Origin of the sequence: Streptococcus sp. 2022WUSS083 (assembly GCF_044427155.1) — a bacterium.
Taxonomy (GTDB): Bacteria; Bacillota; Bacilli; order Lactobacillales; family Streptococcaceae; genus Streptococcus; species Streptococcus hashimotonensis.
Map to the genome: position 1 here is coordinate 359,425 of NZ_JAOTGK010000003.1, position 24,195 is coordinate 383,619.

The following is a 24,195-nucleotide window of genomic DNA, read 5'->3' on the forward strand; positions in this document are numbered from 1 at the left end:
CGAATCCCTCCTTCTTAATTACAAATTTTTAGCATCTAATTTAACTTCAATTCCTATTATACAAAATTTATTTATTTTTCTCAAGTAATTCCTTAAGTAGGAGTTCACTCTCCTTCACCATCTCCTCCTCTACCTTGCTCCATTTTCCAAATAGGCATTCTTGTAGCACTTCTGCTGCGGAACCTTCAGCAGTTTCAGAATCATAGATACAAGTTCTATCTCTTTGATAAATTTGAATCTGGTCAAAGAGATTTTCACTTTCTAACTCCCTCAAGTTATCAACCAAGTTCTCAACAATCCCATCGTGGTGTTCTTTTGGTGTTGCTCTAGCCTGAGTCGGATCGATGGCATAAAGCTCTTCGTAACGAATCAAGGTGCTGAGATAAGAAAGCTCTGGTTTGGTACCAATCACTGCTAAGGAAACTTGGTAACCTTTAGAAGATAATAATTGAGCAGTCTGACGAGGAACTTGAGTAGTTCGCAAGGTTCCCTCAATCAGCAAATGGTAGCCTTGCGTACTGAGTTCATCAACCAACTGTTCTACCATTTTTCCTGCAAATCCCTTGGTATAGTCCACGCTATCCTTGCCATACTTTTCTTGCAGGGCTAAGTAATTGGGATGCTGAGAACGGTAGCTGTCACCATCGATAATAATGATATTACCTTGAAATTCCTTTTGCTTGATACGATGAATAGTCGTCTTACCTGCTCCGCTTTGTCCACCAAGCAAGATAGCTTTCGGTTGATCTGGAATCGTCTTTCCTCGGGTTAAGGCCCGAATGGTTCGCTGCAAGGCCTTCTGAAACTCAGCCTCACTAAATTCTTCCAGTCTCATTAAGCCACCACCCGATGATGCACCATGTCTAACATCCGCTCTATACCATCTAAATAGCCATTGTAACGCTCTATTTCATCGAAAGTAGCGACAAGGTAAATTTTCGTATTGATCAATTCGGCCAAGTCATCACTCATCAAAATCCAAGGATTAGATTCATCATCAAAAACAATATCTTGACTATCCTGGTATCTATAAAGCTTTGATAAAATGGCTGCTCCACGTTCTTTTATCACTTCTACTTTTAAAGTCAGATGGTAATCTTCGACAGGTGTTAACATCTTGTCCTCTCCTACAATATCGACATAAGAAACGTTAAATTTCTGACAAATACGGTCGATGAGTTCAGTTGAAACAGTGCTGGTACCATTTTCGTAGCGACTCAGGCTATTGCGTGAAATCCCAACCATTTTCGCAAATTCTGGCTGTGTTAAATCGTGTGTTCGGCGTAGTGATTTTATATTGTCTCCGATCATAGATAAAGACCTCCTCATATTTGCTTTCATTATACCATAAAAAACGGATAACGCACCATATTTGGTGCATTATCCGTTTTTAGGTTTCTTCGATTGCTTAAACTCCTCTATTCGCTTCTCCAACTGCTCAGTATTCAGTTTATTTTTCGCTTCTTGGATTGACTTATCAAGAATTTGTTCCTCATCGGTTATAATGTCCCTAGATATTTCCACTCTCTCACTAGACTTGAAACTTGAATCAAAGACCACATCTAGGAGTTGCTCTACTTTGGTTAGTTCACTATCTGACATCTCTGATAGTCGATGAATCAGTCGTTTAAATTGATCCTGGTTCTGTTTTTTCTTTTGAAAAAATTTCATTATCTTCTCCTTCAATTATAAGTCAGGTAGCCCGCATAGGACTACCTGACTTATAAATCATCAATGGCTACTGAAATAGCCTGCAACTTTTTATTTTGGATTTTCTTTTCATCAATCAATTGATGAAGTTCTTCAATTTGCTTTTGACAGGCTGAAATATCCTTGTTGTTTTGTGCAATAGTGTCTGCCAAGTGTTGTTTATAGTCGCTTGTGATATTTACTTTCTTCGGCTGGCTTTGTTTAACTTTTGATTCGGGCGTCTGTACATCTTTAGATTCTGACTCCTTTTGTTGCTGTTCAAAAGCAGCCACATAGTCTACTTCTTCAATTGGTTTTTCATCTTGTTTATGGAAAAGTGCTGCAATTTTTGCTCGTTCTTCATGGGATGATGTTGGTTTCACATCATCTAGTGGCTGATCAAAATTCCATGTTTTACTCATTCTGTATCCTCATTTCTGTAATTTGGGTGTAGTGTGGTTTCTTTACCAAAGGCTTGCTCTAGTGCTTCATGAAATGACAACTGACTAGATTGTTGCCGTTTGATAAAGGTACTGTACATAGCTGTTTGTAGTTGGTCACGATAGTGTTCCAATTTCTCCGTCTCACGTGAGACCTTTTCTTCTTGTCTAGCTACTTTTTCAGCCAGACGTTCAATCACACTCATAGGGTGTCCTCCTTGTCACATTCTAGATTATGATAGCGGACTTGATTTTGTTATCACATCAAAAGTGTGCTCTCGTTTAGGTGGAGGATGATCTCTAATGACTTTTGTTTGGGCTGACTGGATAAGATCTCTTAAAGATAATTCCTTTTGTCGTTTCACAATATCATTCCAATCTAACTTTGTTTCAAGTCCTTGCAATGGTGGTAAATCTTGATAAAGCGGAAGTCCTTTATCTGACAGTTTCTGACAAAATTCTCTTCCTGCCTCATCGTTATCAACAGCCAATGTTAATGCATTTGAATGAGTTTGGAAGAAGGTTGTCGTCTCTTGTATTGCCTGAAGATAATGACTAAGTCTGCTTGGATTTACTGTATCTAGAAATGCCAATTTCCCCTGTTCCTCTGCTGCTAGACGCAAGGTCTGATAAGCAATCACAGAAAGTTTTAAACCTTCCATTGAAATCAGGCGAACATCGGATAATTGCTTTTGGTAAAGCTGATAATAACTCATCATATCGATAACTGATTCACAAAAAATGAGTCGCTTAGGATTCCCAATATCGAAACTAATACCGACATAGCCATGAGATCCTTTCATGATTTTTTTGAGATAACCTCGATCGTGTTTTTCTTCATTTTTGACGTGACCCTGAAAGCTTGCGGCCTGTAATCTACCATTATGGTCATAGCTTTTAAACACTAAAACTGACTCCGCTTGATAAGTAGCTTGAGCAAGCAATCCTTGTCTGCCAAAGGAATTGATAGTCTGATTACTTAGTCCACGGATGTCTTTCAAGTAAGTACGTGCTTGCTGAAAGGGTTCTTCACGCAAATAATAGTAAAACGGTTGATAAGTTTCTTCTATCACCTTAGCTTGTTCAAAATCCCCAGTTTCAAGATAGGATACAGCCTATTTGAAAGTAACACCTGCTACTAATTGAACAAAGTCTATCACATCCCCTTGTATATCTCTTGAAAACCATTTGAAAGTATTGGTATCGGCAAAAATCCGAAAGGAATCATGGTCTGGGTGTTCAAAAATTTGTCCTGATAAACGTCTGAAGGAATAACCCAGACTTTCAGCCACATCTAAAATGGCCTTTTGTTTTACTGCTTTAATTCGTGTCATCTTGTCTCCCTATCAAAAAAAGCAGAAGACTGTCTCCTGCTAGTTGTTCTCGCTTGTTGTAGTTCCTTGGATCGTTGGTATGCTGGAATTGGCTCCATCTGTTACTTCTTTCATGTCCTCCAGTTTCCCATTCCAAATGGTCAACTGATTAACCAGGAGCTTGTCGGAAACTTTGGAGTAGGATAACATAACCGTCTTGGTTTCTGTTTGAGAGGTTCGCTGTTGTTGCTCACTCAAATCAGATACATAGGTCACTTGATAGGTAACTTCCGCAAGTGCAACATTACTTTCTGTATTGACATAGATACTGGCTGATTCAAATCGGTAGTCAAGCATATAGTCTTTATAAACTTGATTGATCGCTTTATTCTGATTTGCTTCCTCTTCTGAAAATGCCGAGTCCGTCATGTAGGGTTTGATACGAGCGTTATTTTCACCCAGCTGGACCTTGGTGAAATATTGAGTGAGAAATTCATTGACAAGCTCATCTGATAGGACTGTCGCTCTTTCCTCCTGCTTTTTCTTTGACACAAGTTTATTGGCTTCTGCTCGTATTTGGTTCTCTGTTTGCTTTGAAATGGTTTGTGAGCCAATCGTGTAGCCAATCATGACCATAAAACTGACTGCGATTAAACCTCCTAATCCAATCAGAAATCGAGCTTTCACTTTATTTAACATGGCTTACTCCTCTATTAGTGATAGCTTCATCATATCAAGATTAGCTTGGAGATTTTATCACAAGAAAAAGGACTACCAGTAGGTAATCCCCATGTTAAACGATTCTATTTCTCCACCACCTCATACTTAAGCTAATAGCAAGAAATAAATTCAATGCAATATAAAATCCAGTGAAACTCCATATGCCATTAGCTGCTAAATCTTCTGAATATAGGTGTCTTTCTGTGAAGAATAGGTAAATTCCATATATTTCAATAAAGACTAATCCACTGATGAGTCCGATAAGAAATAAAGCACCTGAAACTTTCACAATCCGATAAAGGACAAACAACATCAGTCCTATTGCTGCGATAATCAAAAGGCTTTGTAGAATTTGCTCCAACATCTTACACCTCTTTCTAGGCTAATTGCTTGCGATAATAGTCAGCCTGTCTCTTGTCTAAATCATCAAGTTGGGCAACCAAATCAAGGTATTCTGCCTTCGTCACCTCATCTAAGTTTGGAAAATCATTCTCACGACTTGTGATGATGAGTTCCAGCTGTCCAGTGATTTCACGCTTTGAAAAGCTATAATCAAGAGTTTCATCTTCATACTGTTCCTTTAAAGCTTGGTAGTTGGCTCTATCCTCTGGGCTTGTAAAACCTTGTGCCAACCATTGTTCAAGTTGATAACGTATTTCTTCTACTGTTTTGGTCATGGTCTGTGCTCCTTATGTGATTTCTTGACTTCATTTTACCGCGTTCAAAAATATTTGTCAGCCATTTTTCTTATATCTCGAGTACTACTTGTTGCTTCATTTGGGGTGTTGTATCTTCACTAAACTTGGCCAAAGCCGCATCAATCTCCTCTATCTCTGCTTCTTTTTCAACCAAGGGAGCTAAAACATCATAGCCATCGTCAACATACGTTTTTGCTAAATGCCATTTCTTTTTCGGGCGGTGTCGGTCACGGTTGGAGATATTTCTTCAATTTCCGCCTTTACTTTCTCCTTTGCAATCGCAACAGATTTCTGTATTGCCGAAGCGGTGCAATGCTCCATAGCGGCGATTTGGTAAAAATTGAACTCATACTCGTAGTAGAGCAGGAAACGCCGCCTTTGTATCTCTGGAAGGCTCCCAACCGCCTTATAGAGCGTTTCATTCCGTTCTTCCTCAACCATGCGTTCATCAAGGCTCTTAGGCACACGCAACGCCCGTCTGTAAAGGGTTTCGTCCCATACCTCGTTAAACTCCCTGTGCCGCTCGTCCCATTAGAAAAGATTCCTGTTCCTGCGCTCCATCTGCCGAAACTCCATAAAGAACTGTTCCGACACTTCCAACTCGTGGGATTTGCCCTGCCCGTCCTTAAAGCTGATAAAATACCTTGTGCCGCTTTCCGTGGATTCCTCCCGAAGCGTGTATGCCTTAACCCTGTATGCCATCCTGTTGTCCTCCTGCAAAAAATGAGTGAGGGGATTTCCATCCCTCACCCAGTAGCCCGCAGGATGGCAGGCTGTTTTAGAAGCTATAAAATTTTCCGCAGCTTCTTCCGCAGATGGTCTAACCTCGCATAGATGGCACCAGTCGTCAAATGCACAAGCGGGGCAATCTCCTTTGTGGAATACCCCTGCATTTTCAGCAGGACGATTTTCAAGGTACGCCCGTCCACCGTGACTAATACTTGATAGAGATTTTCGCTCTCAATCTCTTCCAGTAACTCCGCAACCGTACCCACTTCCGCCTGCCGCTCCCTGCCTGCCATGTCCTCAAGATATTCCGCAACGTCATTCGTCCATCGGTAAAACCGCCTGTTGGAATTGAAGTCTGCCCTGTCCGCCATGCGTATCTGCTCAATGGTCGCTTCATCAACGCCGCACTCACGCAGCAGCTTTTCCTCCGCTTCTTTCCAGATACGCCATTTCCTGTCCTCCCGTCCGTGGTTGTATGCCATTCTTACTTCCTCCAATCAGAATTGATTGAGAGGGCAGAGAAAAGCCCCCTCATCTTCCCAAAGGAAAAAACAAGGGGGCTGAACGCCTTAAATTTTAATTTTCTATTATCTTTCTTAGTTTTATTAGGATTCTGGCTTTGCGTTTGTTTACAACGCTCTGGGTTATGCCCAACCTCGCCCCGACTTCACGCTCGGAAAGTCCGTCAAAAAAGATTGCCTGTATCAGCTCCTGTTCACTATCCGACAGCAAAGGCAGGGCGGCTTTCAGCCTGTCCACCATGACCGCATTGACAACGGTTTCTGCAATGTCCACCGCTTCATCAGTGATAAAGTCCAGAGGATTCCCCTCGCTGTCCGTAAATCCGTCGAGAGATAGCAGTCTATTCTTTGTATCTAATTTTTGCAGATAACGCCACCGTTCCTTGTCACGGTAGAAGTCTGTGTATTGCTCCCTCACGACTTCAAGCAGACAGCCTTGAATGGGGATAAACAGCTTGTCCATATAGGTCTGGTCGGATTCCCTGCAACGGCAGAACTCCGTGTAGGATAATTCCACATAGCCGCCACTTTCTCTGATATATACCTTTCTTGGTGCATATTTCACCATAAATACCTCCCATCTGAATTTTTGAAATGTAAAAAATCCAGATGGAGAGGCGGAGAACGACACCGCATATCAGAAACAGCCCTACGGCACTTTCCAACAAAAATCGACAAAAGAAAAACCGCAAAGGCTCTGTGACCTTTACGGTTATAGGAAATAGTAATTCTATTGTATGGAGATTGTACTTCTACTTTCAAGGTGAGAAGTACCGTTGCACTGGCAGAAATTTTTTTAACTGGTTACCTGCCGTTCTCTGATATGCTATGTATTGATAAATTTTGCTTCGTATGAGCAGATAGATAACTGCCCGAAAAAAGGACATAAAAAAATCCCTCCAAATTTAAAAACAAATTCAGAGGGTAATTTAGGGTATAACAAAATAACCCACCCGAATATCGTTTTTTTTATTTGGTGAGTTTGTTCTTTCAAATACGAAACAAAAAGAGCCGATGATTCGTGAATTGTTCCACAATTTCATCGGCTCTGCGTCTTAAGCGTCTGGCTCTTTGATGACAGTTATCTTCAAGTTGTCAACTTTAATCAAGCTTTCTTGTCTGCATTTTGGACAATAAAGGGGATAATTCTCCAAAACAGTGTCCTTCCTAATTTTATTACGGGTTTTGCTCCCACAAACAGGACACAATATCCATTCGCATTTCATCATAATTAGTCTCTAATCCTTTCAAATCTCATTTTATATGACTTTTGCAAGCTGTTAAGCTAACTTGTGGAACATATGCCGAACCTTATCTATACGGCTATTCGGGCGGCGGGGTTGGCAAATAAATTTACCAATAGCTGGCTGGTATCCTTTTAACTCTGTCAAGCAGACTCCCTGCCCATTTGTGAAATAAGTTAAATCGTTCCTGTATTCTTGAATACATCTAGCAGGGATTTCTCCTTTCAGAATGACCTCGTCATTCTTTATCTGAGTACTTACAATATCTGCACAATACCTTGGAGCATCATGATACGCCCGTGAGAGATATTCCTGCGGTGCATAAATTTCAAAGTGGAGATATGGCTCTAATAGTTCTGTCCCTGCTTTTTTTAAAGCCTGCTCCAATACGATAGGGGAAAGCAGCCGAAAGTCTGCGGGGGTACTTACAGGACTATAATACAATCCATATTCAAAACAGATTTTACAGTCTGTCACTTTCCATCCATACAGCCCCTGCTCGCAGCCATAAAGAACCCCCTCCATAACCGCATTTTGGAACGATTGATTTAAATATCCAAGTGAAACTCTGCTTTCATACTGCACTCCGCTTCCAATAGGGAGCGGCTCTATGGACAACCCGACAGAAGCCCAGAAAGGATTTGGCGGGACTTCTATGTGGATGGTATATTCTGCTTTTCTAAGCGGTCTTTCCATATATATAACAGTAGGCTCTTTTATTTCTGCCTCCACATGATATTTTTCCTCAAGGATGGCACAAATGACTTCCATCTGCACATTCCCCAAAAAAGAAAGTATAATCTCATGCGTTGTAGTATCCACGTAATACTTTAAAAGAGGATCGCCATCTGAGATTTCTGTAAGTGCCTCAAGCAACACTTCCCGCTGTTCGGATTTCTTTACTTCAATTGTTGTTTGGAGCATAGGGAGCGGATTTTCAATAAATTTTCTCTGCGGCAACAGTATTTCGTTCCCCAAAATACTGTTTAGCTGCAAAACATCATTTGGTAAAATTACAATATCACCAGAGTAAGCCGTATCTGCTAAACACAATTCACCGTTTGTAGGAATACTCATCTCTGTAATTTTTATTTTCTCTTTTTCTGATATTCTGACAACGTCCCTCGAATGCAATGCGCCGCTGTACAGACGCACATAAGCCAAACGCCTCCTTTTTTCTGAATATTCAATCTTAAAAACCTGCCCGCATAGTTCAGACTGTTCTTTGGGCGTTGATGAATAAAGCCTGCCTGTAATTACTTCTATAAGCTGCCGAATCCCCAGATTGTTTTTAGCACTTCCGTGATAAACGGGAAATAACGTTCCGTTTTGGAATCTCCTGTTTTCTTCCTGTTCCAGTTCTGACATTTTAAACGGTTTCCCTGACATATATTTCTCTAATAGTTCATCGTTTCCCATAATTACCGCATCCCACTGTTCCATATCGTCATTGTCCGTTACATTTATATGGGGATGCTGCCCAACCTTTTGCTTCACTATAATTTCCGAAGAAAGCTTTGCTTTCATTTCTTGATATACCATTGGCAAATCAATCCCCTCTTGGTCAATTTTATTGATGAAAAAAATTGTCGGAATCTTCATTGTCTGTAGTGCATGAAACAGTATACGGGTCTGTGCCTGTATGCCATCCTTTGCAGAAACTAATAATACTGCTCCGTCTAATACGGATAAAGAACGGTATACTTCCGCCAAAAAATCCATATGGCCTGGCGTATCTATAATGTTGACTTTTACATCCTCCCACTGAAAAGATGTCACTGCTGTCTGGATAGTGATTCCCCTTTGACGCTCCAAATTCATTGTATCTGTCCTTGTTGTGCCTTTATCTACGCTCCCTGGTTCTGCAATTGCACCACTGGTATACAATAAACTCTCCGTTAATGTTGTCTTTCCTGCGTCAACGTGAGCCAGAATGCCTAAGTTAATTATTTTCATGTGATTTTCCTCCTATCAACACCCAAAAAAGGGCATAAAAATACCCAGTGATAAATACTCCTATCACTGGGTAAATAACTCCAATAGCCCCAAAACACTTATATGTTTTCGGGCATATAAAATTACATGATAAAAGTATTCATAAACTGGGTACAAAAAACTAAGCCCCATATTAAAAGTGAAACGGGACTGCTACTTTTTGTTCCCACTATCAAATTGACAGTTTATTTAAGAATACCTTGCCGCATATTTATTAACTCCTTGTATAATACTGAATCTAATTATATTCCTTAACCCTTTATTTGTCAAGCTGACAAACTAAAGCAGAAAAAGCGGCAGGATTTCCCCCTGCCACTAATCATCTGTTTATGCAAAAATAATTTCCTTTTCCACAATCTCCCTCGCACAAGCCCTTATGTTATTGAGGCATCCTGTCCATTCTAAGGCGTTTTCTGCCTTTAGCTGTTCCGTTATGCCCTGTGCCTGTTTCATACCCTCTATGAGCCTTTCAAAGCGTTCCTGTGCCTGTCTGTCAATGTCGGCAAGGTAAGCGTTAAGTCTGCCGCTTGTAAGAAGATTGGTGTATGTAACTTTGCAGTGATGCTTCAGATAATCCAAATGCCGCTGTCCCCAGATGCCTATCGGCTGTTCTTCTTCGGCGGGTACAGTTAAGCACGGTATTAAATAATCGCCTTGCCTTTCGTATTTGCCGCCCATTTCCTCAAAAATTGTCTTTGCCATTGTCTGTTACCTCCACATTCTTTTTTATTTTGAATGTCCGCAAAATCCGTCCTACATCAGAGGGACGCCATGGAACATCTAAGTGGTGAACAGCTTTCATGCGTGATTGTACGTTTAGACCCGTTCCACCTTTTTCAGTCGAAGCCATGAGAATCCGTACTTCCCCACTATTGACCTTTCGTGAGAGAGAGTTTTTCTTCTCATCGGTATTGGCATCATGGACAAAGGCAATTTCTTCTTTTGGAATCCCTCGATCAACCAGCAAAGCTTTCAGTTCATTATAAACATCAAAACCTTCTTCCTTACTTTTAGGTGTTCCAATATCAGAGAAAATCATCTGAGTAGCCTTTTCTCCTGCTCCTTCAAGGTAGATTCGCTCGACATTATCAACCACTTGAAGGATTTTCTGATTATCTGATAAGGTATAAACAGGGTCAATCAACCGCATATCAATAGCTAGTTTTCTAGCTTCCCCGGTGTAGGGTAGGATACTAGCGAGGTAGTCATTGCGACCCCTTTTCCATCATCCCCCCACCGAACCGGACATGATACTTTCGCATCATCCGGCTCTCCAGTAATTTCATTTCATAAACGTGTATTTATTGAACCATTATGTATTGCATGGTGACAATCCCGACAAGTCACTAGCGTTTTTCGACATCTTGCTGACATGATTTCTTTCCACTTTGGAACTAATTTCCCATTGTGTTTGTTCAAGTCTGCTAATTTTCTGATATGATGTACCTCTATGTTCTCCTCACTTCCACATAGCTCACACTTATTTGCGAGTAATCGCTTGATAAGCTCTGTTCGACCACCATAAACTTGATACGGAGCATCTTCTATTACAGCTTTCTTTTTATAAGAAAGTGAAATGCCACCCCACGTTGCAACTAGAGGAGGTTTATCTTCTCGAGGCACAACTACCTGTAAACACGGCACAGTTTGGCCATTCGTGCTAGTTGTGGTAGTCTTATATTTAGCTAACATTTTATTAATGGATGACTTATGTTTAAATGCTAATGTTTTAAGGAGTGATGTTTCCATATACCAATAGACTTTTGAGAACCATGACAAAATTTGTGCCAATATATAATATTGAACCAGCCCTCTATATTCTTGTTGGTAAGTTTGAACGATACTAAAGTCATCATCATGCAATAAGTTATTACGATGAATAGCTTTACCATTTTTCATGTATTGGCGGCATTTGCTTTCAATAACCGATGCAGGTACAAATAATGCGATAACACCATTGGCACTCCGTCTCCCTTTGTTATCAATATAATCATTGACACGTTGTGCTTTTATCTCATATCCCAGAAATTTAGCTGATTCTCCAGTCGCATGGGTAATCAAAGTCTTTTCTTGAGAAAGTTCCAAAGATAACTTAGTATTTAAAAAGTCTCCAATTTGCTTCTTTATAGCCTTTGCCTCAGCTTTTGAACCTGTAAAGCCTAGAATAAAGTCATCCGCATACCGAACATATCTTAATCTCCGATAGCTGGTATCATAAGTATCAACTGAAGGGAGATTTCTTCTCTCAACAATTAACTGATGAGCTTTTTTATAATCTCCTTTATCCTGATAGCATTTAATTCTTCTACTCAAACGATTATAGGCTGAGTTTGCTTTCTGCTTTTTACCTCTTGTATATTGAGGTATCAGTTCTTCACCGACCCACTTATCAAATTGATGTAAATAGATATTAGCTAATAAAGGACTAATAACTCCACCTTGCGGTGTTCCACTAATAGTCTTGTGAAACTTCCAATCATCAAGACATCCTGCCTCAAGCATATTTTTGATAAGCCTAATAAACCGACCATCCTGAATTTGTCTAGACAACATAGTGATTAATACATCGTGGTCAATCGTGTCAAAATAACTAGAGATATCTCCTTCTATGAACCAACGTGTCCCTTTCCAGGTCTGAATTTCTTGTAAAGCTGTATGACACCCTCTTTTTGGTCTAAAACCATGAGAATGTTCACTAAATTGTGGCTCATAATAGGCTTCTAATATCATGCGAATTACTTCCTGAAGAAGTTTATCACTCCATACTGGTATTCCCAAAGGACGGTGTTTTCCATTCTTTTTAGGAATGTACTCTCTCCTAGCTGGTCTCCAGTAATAGGTTTCTTGTCTTAATTGTTCAATAATCATATCTATTTTTTGAATAGACATTCCATCAATCGTTTCCTCTGTAACACCCTTTGTCATTGCTCCATTATTCGGGTATAACTTTGCATAGGCTATCAGATAGAGTTCACGATTAAATAGTAACTTATAAACCCTTTCGAGTGGTTTATCTTGTTTTCCACGTTCATGAATGACCGTTAAAATAGTTTTGGCTGTACGCATCCCACGCACCTAATCCTTTCTAACTAATCGAAATTACCTGTCACCCTTCGCCATGTACAAGGATTTCCCTTGCTCGGACTACTACGGTGACTCCGTTACCATAAGGGTCTCCCCTCTTAGGCAATCCTGCTATTCGTTAAAAATGTACGTTCTAGTAACCCTTAGGTTCCTCACTCATTCCTTTATTCATACTTATCGTATGCTCTTTTACTGTAGAAAGTTATTCGTCCAAAATCACAACAACGAATATACAGTAACATCGGTCTCAGTTACTTTCCGATGGGCGATGCTTTGCACCTAGTCAGAATTGAGGTTCAAGCAGTTTAGCCTTAACCATAGGTTACGGAACTTGCGGCACATCAAAGCGTTGTAACTCGCTCCTTATCCGCTTTACTAACATGCTATTGTCCCCTTTGGGTTTCCCCGCTAGGTTAGTTAGTTGTTCCTATTATTTACTTTCAATAATATCCCTCTGTGAGGGAGATACATTTTTACGCTTAACAGCGCACTATCTTTAACATATTATCTCTACTTGGATCAACGCTGCCTGACTTGATAGCGTCTGAACGGTCAACCAACTCTTCAAGGTAGTATTTCTGAGCTTCTGTGAGTTCACTCTCTACCGCAATGACTTTAGCTTCAGGAACAGGTAAATCAAGCATATCTGAGGTCTGAATATCGGCAGTTTCCTTATAAATCCGCATGAGTTCAGGCAGGTTCACAAACTTCTTAAAGCGTTTCTTGGGTTGGTATTTATCCCCTGTCGGTGCTAGTTCCATAGAGTTTTCAATATTCCCAAAAGCCCCAACCCAGGAATCAAAATTAGATACCTGGTATCGCTCTAAAACATCAGGTTGAATGTAATTCATCATGGTGAAAAGTTCACTAATAGAGTTAGAAACTGGTGTTCCTGTCGCAAAAACGACATTTCTATCTCCATGCTCTGCCTGAACTTGTCTCACCTTCATCTCCATATCCACGTTCTTTTTAGAAGTGGTATTGGTAATGCCAGCGACATTGCCAAGTCCTGTGATTGGACGGATATTCTTGAAGTGATGAGCTTCATCCACAAAAAGAAAATCAATGCCAAGGTTTTCAAATTCGATAAAGGTATCTCGTTCCAGTTTTTGGAGTTCTTCCAACTGGTGCTCTAGTCCCTTGATTGAACGCTCTGCTTCTTTGACCGTATAATCAGAATCACTTCCTAGCTTGATTTCTCTGAGTTGCTCCAGCTTGTCATTGATATAGGTAACCTGCTTCTCTCGGCTCATCGGTATTTTCTCAAATTGTGAATCCCCAATGACAATAGCATCATAATCCCCTGTGATAATACGTGATACAAACTGTTTGCGTTTGGCTTTGGCAAAGTCTTTCTTAGTGGTCACATAGACTTTTTTGGTTGGGAAAAATTTCATGATTTCTTGACCAAACTGAGCAGTCAAACTAGAAGGAACCACATAGAGAGGTTTATGTACCATTCCGAGTTCTTTCAGTTTGAATCCTGCCCCAAGCATGGTAAGTGTTTTACCTGAACCAACTTCATGAGCTAGTAGGGCACGTTTTTCCTCGACAATCCGTTGAATGGCATTCTTTTGGTGAGGCCGTAATGAAATATTCTGAGCAAGTCCATCAATGGTTAAATGGCTACCGTCATAGGTCTTTGATACCGTACGATTGTAGAGCCTATTATAGGTGTCTTCAATCATCTGTTGGACTTCTGGATACCTTGCTACAAAACCTTGAAAGAGTTCTTGTAGGTGTGTTTCCTTGGCACGCAGGACTGTTGTTTTCTCCACATCCGTCACATTCTTTTTCTTATCCCCTTCAACAACTTGTTTTGTGATCGTTGGTTGATTGGAATTCAGGAGGTTTTCAAAGATTTTTCGACCACTATCATAGCGTGAAGCAGGGACACCTAAACTCCTATCCGTTACGTTGGAATAGGTGTAGGCAAACTTAGATTGGTAAGTGATAACCCCGTCAATGGGACTGACTTCAAGGACTGTTGCTACTTCTTGGTCTGACAATTCATAGGCTTTCCCCATAAAGGTTTCTTGGGCAAATTTTCCGTAAATAGACAAAGGAATCCAGCGTGAACCGATTCGATAATCAATGTCTGCTAAAGTAATACGTGCTGGTTTGACCGTCTCAAGTAACCCTGCATAATGCGACCAGTTAAAGTCCTGATTGTCTTGTTTGACAAATAGGTCCACCACTTCTAACTTGGTAACGACATCCCCTGACAGAAAGTCTTGGCGAGAAACATAGGTCAATTCTCCATTCAAATACTTCTCAGGATCAGGCATAATGAGGTCGCCTAATTCCTCAATCAAGGTCATCTTCGATTCAACCTGATAGATAGACATCATATAATCGAAATCAACACCACGTCCGTCAGCCAAGCTCGAATTTAAGGCATCAAGGGCAGTATGTACCTTTTTAACCTCTTTTTCAGGACGCACTAAAGCCTTCTCAAAAGCAAGGGATTTAGTATAGATAACAGACTTTCCACTTGGATCCAGACGTTCATCTTCCAAACTAGCAAGAAGCGAATACTTATCATCACTATCAAAAAGATTACGGTTCACTGCACTGTTCAAATACCCATAGTGTTTGACAAAGCTATTATAGGTACGATTGAGTTTGCCTAACAAGTGGTTAAAGGTCTTCTTATCATAGTCATAATGGCGTTGAATGGCAATGACCTCTTGGTAAGCATTTCGAATGTCCACCATTCCTTTGATTCGTGCCACTTCTTTATCAGACAAAGGAGCTTCATAGAAAACTGTCTTTTTATAATACCCCTTAAATTGTCCGCGTTTAGCTGCATCATCGGTCACATAGACATCCAGAGCACTGCTATCTGTAACTTCTAAGCTATTAAATCTATCAATCTGTTTTTGAGAATGTTTGGTGTCCCATGCTTTGAAGTTGCCCTCTTCATCGACATAGTAACTGATTTCTTCCGTCTTGGTTCCGACTCGAATGCCTTTATTATCTCGATAGTAGACCGTAGCACCCTGGTAACCAAAACTGTACTGACCCAGATTCTCCCTCATTTCAACTGGAATGGAAGTATCAATGACTTGTTTGGTCAACACATTTGGATTAATGATGACCTCATTTCTATCAATCTCTCTTGGAGCCTTAACGTGATGTAGTGCAGTTTGGACACTTGCAATCAAGTCATCACTAGTCCCCTTAACAGAAAGTGTTCCTCCGTTAAAATTTCTGACCTCGTAGGTTCCTAGCACTTGGCTATTGTATTCCCCATCAAAGTAAGGATTGAGCCAAATGCGACTATCCTTCTCATAACGAATGGAACCTGAAAAGGCTAAGTCGTCTGCCACATATCCCTTGTCTAAGTGTTTCTGGAAGAATAACATATCCGTTGTGACACTCGTTCCTGCAATGGCCTTAAAGGCAGAATCAGGCAGTCGAACCCCACCAAGAAATTCAGTTGTCTCACGAATATCTTGTAAAATATTTTCTGTTCGCTTATCCATAGTTCCTGTGGAAGAGATAATCGCTACTTGTCCACCATCATGGACCAAATCAAGTGACTTTTTGACAAAGTAGTCATGAATCATGTAAGGCCTATCGTACCTGTTATCCGCAATTCGTATATTGGCAAAGGGCACATTTGAAATCAACAAATCAAAACTATTGTCGTTAAAAGCCACCGTCTCAAAGCCCTTAATTTCAATGTGACTATTGGGATGAAGGTGTTTGGCAATAGCTCCTGTAATAGTATCTAATTCCACACCATATAACTCACTCTTTTCTCTTAAGTGTTTGGGCATTGCTGCAAAAAAATTCCCTGTTCCCATGGAAGGATCTAGGATTTTGCCACCTTTAAAACCATCTCTTTCCAACTTAACCCACATCTGACGGATAAGGGCAGGGTCTGTATAATAGGCTGTCAGAGAAGACTGTTTCATATCCGAATACTCTTTATCAGTGACTAGACTTTTCAATTCTTCTAGTTCCTTAGAAAATTTTGGATTATAGTCATCAAAAAATTCATTGGCTAGTCCACCCCAGCCTACATACTTGGCAAGGAGTTCTTGTTCACTTGGTAAAGCATTGCGGTGCTCTACTTCTAGATTTTTTACCAAACGAATAGCCGCAATGTTTGTCTCAACCTTATCTCTAGCAGTCTTTGGATAAAAGTCCGTCATATCTTCTGGAAAATAAAAGTCCATTACTGGAATCTCTGGAATTGTTTCGACTACTACCTCTTCAGGAATTTGACTATCTGATTCTTCAAGATCAGTATCGTTATGACCTATTTCTGAACTATCTGGTTCCAATAGTCCAATACTCTGAACTGGCTCCTCTTCCAGAAATGAGAATAGGTTTAATCCTTGGTCCGCTTCTTCTAACTCTGTTTGTGGTTCTGCCTTTGGCTGATGAAGTGACTGACTGACTTCTTCCCAGGTCCTCAAATAAAGAACTGGATTTTGTTCAATGATATCCGAAAAGTCATTGACTAACTCAATCCGAATCAAACCGTTCAATCGAGCATCGCTGACCGACACGACCTCAAAGTCCTGTCCCTTATAGGAAACCAATGACCCCAGAGGATAAGTGTCCAATACTCTCTGAACCAGTGGATTTTCCGCAAATTCTTCATCAACTACTTCTTTTCTCTCAGCTTTCACTAGCTTGCTCTTCCAATCTCTGAGGGTTAAATCTGACTGATTACCTTTATTTTTTTCAAATTGCTCCGCATCTTCTCTGCTGAGTTCTTGGTGTAAAAAGGCGTAGGCAACTTGTCGCAACTCTCCAAGGGAAAGCTGACTACCAAAGAAAAATTCAACCTTTTCATGACTTAGTCCCATTTGGAGTAGTTCTGTCGCAAGGGCTAGTTGAGTTACCGAGGCTTTGGGATAACCACCTAATATAGCAAGGTCAGCATTTTTTAAACGAAAACGACCTGCCGCATCCAATAAAATATCGACTTGGTCTGATTCAAACTGAGATAGTTCAATCCCTAGCTGAGTCAATTTTTCTTGATTTTCTATCCTAATGACTTGTCCAATTTTTTCTAATTCCTTTTCTTCGATTGTAGTCAATGTTCTTTTCAACTCATAGGGACTGCCATCAGCCTCTAGATAGGCGAGTAACTCCTCTCCATCAAAAACTGGTGTCATTTCCATCTCAGTATCAAAATCACCTCGTCTAAAACTTGGGACTTTGGAACGTTCATTTCGAATTTGGTCAAAATATGTTAGAATCTCAAATTTACGTCGTAATGACAACTCTTCATAAGCTGGCAGATGACTTGTTTTTCCTGTTTGAACATTCAGTTGAGACAAATCTACATCCAAACTAGCAATAATTAGCGATCCCTCTTCTCTAAATGATATAGCTTGATTACTACTCACTTTGTGCTCATCAACAGTTTTTTCATTTTCTAGAACAGTTTCATCAGCTCTTGTTTCAAGCTCAGGCTCGTAAGTCAAGAGAAACTGCTCAATATCTCGGCTAATCCGATCCGCTAAATTATTAGCCACACGATACACATTGACCAAATTAGCTCCCCTACTCTTTTGTAAGAGTGAATCTGGTGAAATAGTTTGGTAGTGTCCATTGGAATCCAATAATTGAAAACGAGTGGCCAGATTGAACAAGGCCACTTCAATCACCAAGGCTTTTTCAGACGGCGATAGTTTGTCGAGTTTTTGGAGACCAGTTTGTCCGAAAACTTGTGTATAGGTCAATAGATCATGAGCAGTATCATAAGGACTAGCCTGGACAAAAGCTGAAACATCTGTCTCAAAGTGAAGTACTTGAACAGATTTATTTATTTCTTGCCTATTGGTCATAAACTGACGAATAAGACTATCCCACTCCTCATCAAAATGCTCTGCTTGGTAATATAAAAATGCCTCAAGCAGGGCTCTATCACGAGGAATGGTTGCTCTCATCATTTGTAGTAAGACTTCTTGATTCATTATTCCCTCCCATTTTAAAAAGGCTGAGAGTGTTTCTCAGCCCTTTGTGTTAATCTAGGACCAAGGCTCGTTGGTCTCTTTCTTGTGGAATACCATCCATTACAGTTGCCACATAGTGTTGTAAGAAATGACTTTTCTGGTCTAGTAAATCTTTTTGCAAGGCAAGGTGAACCAAATCTCCAAAATAATCCTGACTAGAAATAGCCAAGTCCTGTTGAATCATGGCCTGTAAGGTTTCAAGGCTAAGTGGTGAATAATCGTCACTATCCAAAATCTCATACTGTTCCAAGGTGTCTGAAAGACTATTTGAGGACATTAAATCCATAATAAAATTAGAGCCTTCACCTGTTCGGTACAACTTTTCCAGAATGTCAGTCATATCTGCCTGTACTTCATCCTGATAACTATCAACTTTAACTCGTAGCTCATCACTAATCAAGGATAGGTCATCCTCATCCATATAATCTTGGTATACTTGATTGAGGATTGTTCTATCAGAAATACTTAATTCCAATGAGAGAAAGGCCTTGATAAACTCTTGGTAATTGACCTTTTCCATTTCAGACAAAGTCTCTTTCATGGTGTCAAAGTTCCAAGCCATCACACAACTCCTTTTGTAGGACTAGTGGTGAATGTCCTGATTGTAGTTCTTCTAAATCAGCTTGACCATCACCATCTGTGTCAATAGCGTATGGATTGGTCCCAAGAGCCAGTTCCTGAGCGTCTGTCAAACCATCTTGGTCTGAATCCATTTCATAAATGGTTTTTGGATTCATCTACTTCTCCTCCTTTTTCTTCAGTCCAAAAGCCGTACCAAGCAGAATACCAGCTCCAATCAAGCCCAAAAGGGATTCCTGTTCGCCTGTATTTGGCAAGACGCTTGCTGGAACAGGCGGTTCAAGAGACTCAATCGGTGGTTGAGGTGGAGTGGGTTGATTTGGACTTGGTTCTTCAGGTTGAGGTGTATGTGTTACAACTGTATTTGAACTGATGACATAGCCATTCACTGTATGGAGATAGGTATTCTCCACCTGACCAGCCGCAATCCGTTTCATCTGAAGGTAAACATCTGCCTGAAAGGCTGAATCATCAGAGATAGTCTCTAAGAAGGATTTATCAAATGAAATTGACACAAGGCCATTTTCTGTATCTACCTGCTGCAAGGTATATTTCGTGACTTCCGTTCCTTCTTTTAAGACAGAACCGTCTTTGAGGATGATATCCGTCATCAGATAGCTGCGATAAACACCATTATACTCATCATGCTTTTCATCATAGTTATCTTCAAAACCATATTCAAATAAATCAGTCGCACGATTGCTTGGAATCATCGCTCCAACCAAGCGATAGTTAAAGGTTTGATGCAAGGCCACTTCTTTCCCGTCAAGGCTCTCATCCTTATGAGACAAGTCAATCACCACATCTTTTTGTGGGTCTAGTTTGGGAACATTATTGACCACTGTTTCCGTGACATAGGCCAAGCCAAAATCAATCTGATAGGCTGTATTTTCATACTGACCACCTGTTTTGGTCAACTCATTTTTTACCGTCATCGGAAGCGTGACAACTAAGGTTTGACCAGTCTTCACATAGGTATCATAATAGGCTTTTGGATCATCGCTACTAAGAACTTGAATGGCTCCTTTAGGTGTAAACTGACGTTTAGCCATGGCATCTTGGACGACTTTCGGAGCTTCTGACAAACTAGCGTAGGTGCTGACGGAGATACCAGATACACGATTGCCATCCTTATCCAAAACTTGAATGCCATCAGGAATTAGGGTAAGGGCTTCTTCTGGGTAATCGTCTACCATGTAAAATCCCTTGGCAAGAACATCATCCGTCACGACCATGTCCTTGTATTGACTGTAATCCAAGACAATTTTGTAATAATTGACCGTATTCGGAAGAACAGTCTTTCCATCAATTGAAATACCTTCTTGGTTGGTATTAGACTTATGTGGAGTTACTTTAGGGACAAAATTGGTCACCGTGTTGGTTTCATAGGCTTGCCCAAAGTCCACCTGATAAGCCACGTTTTCATAAGACTTTCCTGAATTAAGCATGGTTTCCAAAACCGTCATCGGAGTGACAATGGTAATATTCTCCCCCTTGGTCACATAAGATTCAAAAAAGGCTTGTGGGTCCTCAGGCATGAAAACTTGAAAAGCTCCTTTAGGCTGAATTTTTTGTTTCGAAAGGGCTGCTTGTAGCATTTTAGGAGCTTCTGATAATTGAGAATAAGCCTTCACCGTGATTCCTGAAACTGTTTTGCCATCAGATGTGATAAACTGAATAGCTGCTTCATCCGGCAATAAAGCTTCTTCTGGACAATCATCCACAAAGTAAAAACCTTGTGCAATCTGAGAGTTGTCTGCTTTAATCCCTCGGTATTGGTCCAAGTCCCATGAGAGAGTATAGTAATTTTGACTTCCCACTAGCATGGGCTTCCCATTGATATCCACTTTGTCTTTATTGAGGTTCTGTTTCTTGGGTTCTGGAGAAACAAGGGTGTTGGTCACTTCCTTGGTTTCATAGCCATTTCCAAAATCAACTTGATAAGACTTGTTTGTATAGGTCTTAGTTTGACCATAGAGACTATCTTTCACCGTCATTTTGGTCAAAAGAGCTAAAGAAGTTCCTGTTTGAACATACTGGTCATAAAAGGCTTGGTTGTCATCCGGCAAAAAGACTTGAAAGGCACCTGTCGGTGTAATCTTAGCACGAGCCAATTTATCTTGAAGGTCTTTAGGGGCTTCATTTAGGGAAGCATAGTTTTTAACCGTAATTCCTGATACCTTCTGACCGTCAAGGGTTGTAACAGCCGTCCCATTTTCCACCACATCAAGCACTTCCTCTGGGTAATCGTCCACAAAGAAGAAGCCTCGTGCAATTGTCTCTTTAGCAGAACGATCTCCCTTATACTGGTCCAAATCCCAAGTCAAACGATAGTGGTTGGTTGTGCCAAGGGCTACGACCGTGTCATTAATGAGGACACTATCCGCATTTTCATTGTTTTTATCTGGTGTAATGAGTGTGGTTGTCTCCCCATCACCTGGTGTACGAACCGTTACAACATTTGAAGTGACTGTGTAAGCATTTGTTGTGCCCTTGTTCAAAAGGAGTTTGTAACTATTGGAATAGGTTGCCCCATCATTTTGAACAGAACCATAGAGTTTTGGGGCGTTCAGTTGATAAACCTTGGTTAAATCTTTATTTACCTCCTGCAACAAGTTTTCCTTTGCGGTTAAGGTCACAAAATTCTTAGTCGCATCAAAGCTAAGGACATAGTTTCCATTCTCTTTTTGTGTTGTTTCCTTATCAAATAGGTAACCAGCAGGCAAGTAGTCCTCAAAAATGAGACTAGTCGTTTGGGCACGATTGGGCGATAAGGCATCAACTGTTAAGGGATAAATCACCGTTGAATCTTTTGCGACAGTTTTCTCATGAAGATTAGCTTGGTCACTATTGACTACTTCTTTCATAATCTCTGGAGTTGTCGTCAAACGGTACGCATGATAATGGACAGTCGGAACTTGTGGTGGCGTTGGAAGTTCTTTTGGAATAGGTTTAACAGGTAAGTTTACCTTGGTCAAAGTTAGACTAGGCTGCACTACTTCTTCCAAAGGCTTTGGCGTGAAGGTCACAGGCTTTTCAGGTGTAAAGGTTTTTGGAGTAAAGACATCTGGTGTTACCGTAATAGGTTCTGGAACGGGTTCAAGTTCCACCGCTACATGAGGTTTGGGACTATAAGGTGTCACTGTACGTGCAACTGGTAGGGTATTTAAGGCAAACCAGTAAGACAATCCAACATTCTGTGGCATATCGCCTTGGCCAAAGGTTACTGTGTAGGTATTTCCTGATGTAACTGTTGAGACAATAGCTCCTTTATAAGCATAACGACTTGATGTGGTATCCCATTCCTCAGGTAAATTCAAATCACTTGCACGGTTGGAACCCAAAGAACGTGCTAGACCTTCATTAGTCACTTGAACGGTTGAACCATTAATCGGCACAAATTTCCCAGATGAATCTTTAACATATTCTAAACCAATGTCATTATGATTGAGGGAAGAATGCGTGAAGACTCCTGGTTTCTCCTTAGAAAAGGTGACCTGCGTTCCGTCTTCCAAGAAATACTTAGCAACTACACGAAACTCCATCTTGTCTGTTCGCCAGTCACCATTTCCGTCATTTCGATAGGCAATGAAGCCTTCGGTAGGATCATTTGGCACAACCAATTTCACGGCATCGGTTCCCACTGGTGATACAAGGTTGGTAATATCGTAAGTCACTCGACTAATCTTTTTACCATCAAATCGTGCATTTTGAAGATTTTGATAGCTAAAACTAAGAGTCTCACCTGTTTTGAAGCTATCATAGACAAAGAATCCTGTTGAATCCAATATTCTTGAGTAGCCACCCAGCATAGCATCACCAGTTGAAATGATTTGATTAGGATTTCGGGTAATGGCTCCATGTTGTGCTTGTGGCTCACCGTTATTGAGATTGAGGGCTTGAGCAAGGGCTTCAGAAATATAACCTTCTTCACCTTTTGAAATCTCGGCCAAGTCACGTTGATAGCGTTCCATTTCTTTGGCATTGTAGACATCAATCGCTTCATTCTCTTTTCTGGCTGAGGCTTCTTTTTCTTTATTTCGTTTAGTAATGGCTTCAATCTCGGCTGCACGATTTGAAACTAATTGTTGTTTCTCCTGATTCGCTTGATCTACTGCGGCTTGACCTACACGGTTTTCAGCATCAACAGCTGCTTGACCTGCCTGATTACGCCTTTCAATGGCTTCATTATCTGCCTTTGCCTTAGCAAGTCCAGCCTCATTTTCTTTTTGAATGACCTGATTTTTCGCAACAATATCATCTGCCTTGGTTTTCTTTGTTAGATAATCCGCTAAAGCTTGTTCGTTAGTTGATTGAATGGGTTCAACAGCCTTGCCATAGTTTGTATAGTCAAGGACAGATGTCCCGTTTCCTGACGAAACTACTTGTTCTTTTACTGTCACATCAGCATCTGCATACCGAGTTTTTAGGTCATTGACTTTAGAATCAACCCAAGCATTTGTCTCTTTACCAGTTTGGTTGGCCTCTTCGTAGGCCTGTGACAGTACCTTATTTTCCTGTTCAATGCGTGCTTTATTCGATTCGTATGTCGCTTTGTCAGCTTTGTAGGTTTCAGTAACTTCATTGATAGCCTCAACTTGGTTTTGGGCATCTGCTTCAGCTTTTGAAATTTGTTGGTTGGTCTCTGCCGCAGATCTTGTATTTCCCAAGTCCATTGGACTATCTTCAACCGTAGAAACACCTTCAGCCTTTGCTTCTTCAACTGCTTGTGTTACCGTATCATGTGGTACGATGACAGCAATCGCTCCATTAGATTGTCCAGTTAACGCTAAACTTTCAGTTTGTTCAGAAACAGGGGTTGGCTGTGCTTCTGGTAAATTCGTGGCCGGATTCTCCGTTCGTTGGATGATGGTGTCAACTGTTGATGTAACTTCATCAGCATGTGCAACCGTTCCTCCCCAAGCAACAACGGCAGTCACCATCGTTCCAAGGGCAACCGAACATAGAGTACGGTATTTTTTACTCTTACGAAAGACGTGTTTCTCGCCTTTTTCCTGATTGACAAGAAAGTGATGATTACATGTTTTGGTCATAAATAGTCCTTCTTTTCTTTTTTATGTAGCAACAAACTGTCACTCTTTCCTCATAATAAAAAAGAAGGCTTGATTTTGTTATCACAATAAATTGAGGGAAAAGAAATGTTGCTTTTGCACTACAAATATTGTAAAATTGTAGTATAAA

Annotated in this window: 18 protein-coding genes and 4 pseudogenes; all 22 read right to left on the minus strand. The window is 40.6% G+C overall.

Features of this window, described 5'->3' with window-relative positions; translation table 11 throughout:
- Positions 1-67: 67 nt before the first annotated feature.
- The 22 genes and pseudogenes from pezT to ODU41_RS05840 all read right to left on the minus strand — a co-directional run bounded on the left by pezT (position 68) and on the right by ODU41_RS05840 (position 24,047).
- On the minus strand, positions 68-835 hold the full coding sequence (gene pezT, locus ODU41_RS05735) for a type II toxin-antitoxin system toxin PezT (protein ID WP_001235242.1): 768 nt from the start codon (positions 833-835) through the stop codon (positions 68-70).
- Positions 835-1,311 carry a type II toxin-antitoxin system antitoxin PezA gene (pezA, locus tag ODU41_RS05740; protein WP_000578719.1) on the minus strand — a complete coding sequence of 159 codons (477 nt, stop codon included), beginning with the start codon at positions 1,309-1,311 and terminating at the stop codon, positions 835-837. The genes pezT and pezA overlap by 1 nt, the downstream gene beginning before the upstream one ends.
- A 69-nt stretch (positions 1,312-1,380) precedes the next feature.
- Positions 1,381-1,671: a hypothetical protein gene (locus ODU41_RS05745; RefSeq protein WP_000667951.1), complete on the minus strand. Its 291-nt coding sequence runs from the start codon at positions 1,669-1,671 to the stop codon at positions 1,381-1,383.
- 50 nt (positions 1,672-1,721) lie between these two features.
- Positions 1,722-2,111: a DUF5945 family protein gene (locus ODU41_RS05750; RefSeq protein WP_000048066.1), complete on the minus strand. Its 390-nt coding sequence runs from the start codon at positions 2,109-2,111 to the stop codon at positions 1,722-1,724.
- On the minus strand, positions 2,108-2,335 hold the full coding sequence (locus ODU41_RS05755) for a DUF5965 family protein (protein ID WP_000110922.1): 228 nt from the start codon (positions 2,333-2,335) through the stop codon (positions 2,108-2,110). The genes ODU41_RS05750 and ODU41_RS05755 overlap by 4 nt, the downstream gene beginning before the upstream one ends.
- A gap of 27 nt (positions 2,336-2,362) precedes the next feature.
- Positions 2,363-3,463 (minus strand): annotated as a pseudogene (locus ODU41_RS05760) (DNA primase).
- A 39-nt stretch (positions 3,464-3,502) separates the two neighbouring features.
- A complete protein-coding gene (locus ODU41_RS05765) occupies positions 3,503-4,141 on the minus strand; it encodes a peptidylprolyl isomerase (RefSeq protein WP_398578752.1) in 639 nt (212 codons plus the stop codon).
- 94 nt (positions 4,142-4,235) lie between these two features.
- Complete coding sequence (locus ODU41_RS05770; protein ID WP_000893083.1) at positions 4,236-4,526, minus strand: DUF5966 family protein; 291 nt, start codon at positions 4,524-4,526, stop codon at positions 4,236-4,238.
- A gap of 13 nt (positions 4,527-4,539) precedes the next feature.
- The gene (locus ODU41_RS05775) at positions 4,540-4,839 is read right to left on the minus strand and encodes a DUF5962 family protein (RefSeq protein ID WP_000169469.1); all 300 of its coding nucleotides are present in this window, start codon (positions 4,837-4,839) and stop codon (positions 4,540-4,542) included.
- Positions 4,840-4,909: 70 nt separating this feature from the next.
- Positions 4,910-5,032 (minus strand): annotated as a pseudogene (locus ODU41_RS05780) (helicase SNF2); the annotation flags it as partial.
- A gap of 55 nt (positions 5,033-5,087) precedes the next feature.
- A pseudogene (locus ODU41_RS05785) lies at positions 5,088-5,562 on the minus strand (RNA polymerase sigma factor).
- An 83-nt stretch (positions 5,563-5,645) separates the two neighbouring features.
- The gene (locus tag ODU41_RS05790) at positions 5,646-6,071 is read right to left on the minus strand and encodes a sigma-70 family RNA polymerase sigma factor (protein WP_000323895.1); all 426 of its coding nucleotides are present in this window, start codon (positions 6,069-6,071) and stop codon (positions 5,646-5,648) included.
- Between the two features lie 94 nt (positions 6,072-6,165).
- A complete protein-coding gene (locus tag ODU41_RS05795) occupies positions 6,166-6,675 on the minus strand; it encodes a sigma-70 family RNA polymerase sigma factor (protein WP_105116765.1) in 510 nt (169 codons plus the stop codon).
- Between the two features lie 490 nt (positions 6,676-7,165).
- Positions 7,166-7,339: a cysteine-rich KTR domain-containing protein gene (locus ODU41_RS05800; RefSeq protein WP_011528024.1), complete on the minus strand. Its 174-nt coding sequence runs from the start codon at positions 7,337-7,339 to the stop codon at positions 7,166-7,168.
- 51 nt (positions 7,340-7,390) lie between these two features.
- A complete protein-coding gene (tet(O), locus tag ODU41_RS05805) occupies positions 7,391-9,310 on the minus strand; it encodes a TetM/TetW/TetO/TetS family tetracycline resistance ribosomal protection protein (RefSeq protein WP_248029508.1) in 1,920 nt (639 codons plus the stop codon).
- A gap of 366 nt (positions 9,311-9,676) precedes the next feature.
- Entirely contained in the window at positions 9,677-10,051 is a 375-nt protein-coding gene (locus tag ODU41_RS05810) for a TnpV protein (protein WP_001140406.1), read from the minus strand.
- A pseudogene (locus ODU41_RS05815) lies at positions 10,032-10,544 on the minus strand (hypothetical protein); the annotation flags it as partial. The gene ODU41_RS05810 and the pseudogene ODU41_RS05815, both read right to left, overlap by 20 nt.
- A 92-nt stretch (positions 10,545-10,636) precedes the next feature.
- Positions 10,637-12,415: a reverse transcriptase domain-containing protein gene (locus ODU41_RS05820; RefSeq protein WP_398578753.1), complete on the minus strand. Its 1,779-nt coding sequence runs from the start codon at positions 12,413-12,415 to the stop codon at positions 10,637-10,639.
- Between the two features lie 497 nt (positions 12,416-12,912).
- Positions 12,913-18,375 carry a DEAD/DEAH box helicase family protein gene (locus ODU41_RS05825; protein ID WP_398578754.1) on the minus strand — a complete coding sequence of 1,821 codons (5,463 nt, stop codon included), beginning with the start codon at positions 18,373-18,375 and terminating at the stop codon, positions 12,913-12,915.
- A gap of 49 nt (positions 18,376-18,424) precedes the next feature.
- Positions 18,425-18,976 (minus strand): hypothetical protein, encoded by a 552-nt coding sequence (locus ODU41_RS05830; RefSeq protein ID WP_398578755.1) that lies wholly within the window; start codon positions 18,974-18,976, stop codon positions 18,425-18,427.
- Complete coding sequence (locus ODU41_RS05835) at positions 18,960-19,151, minus strand: thrombospondin type 3 repeat-containing protein (protein ID WP_001068450.1); 192 nt, start codon at positions 19,149-19,151, stop codon at positions 18,960-18,962. The genes ODU41_RS05830 and ODU41_RS05835 overlap by 17 nt, the downstream gene beginning before the upstream one ends.
- Positions 19,152-24,047 carry an SspB-related isopeptide-forming adhesin gene (locus ODU41_RS05840; protein WP_398578756.1) on the minus strand — a complete coding sequence of 1,632 codons (4,896 nt, stop codon included), beginning with the start codon at positions 24,045-24,047 and terminating at the stop codon, positions 19,152-19,154.
- Positions 24,048-24,195: the final 148 nt, after the last annotated feature.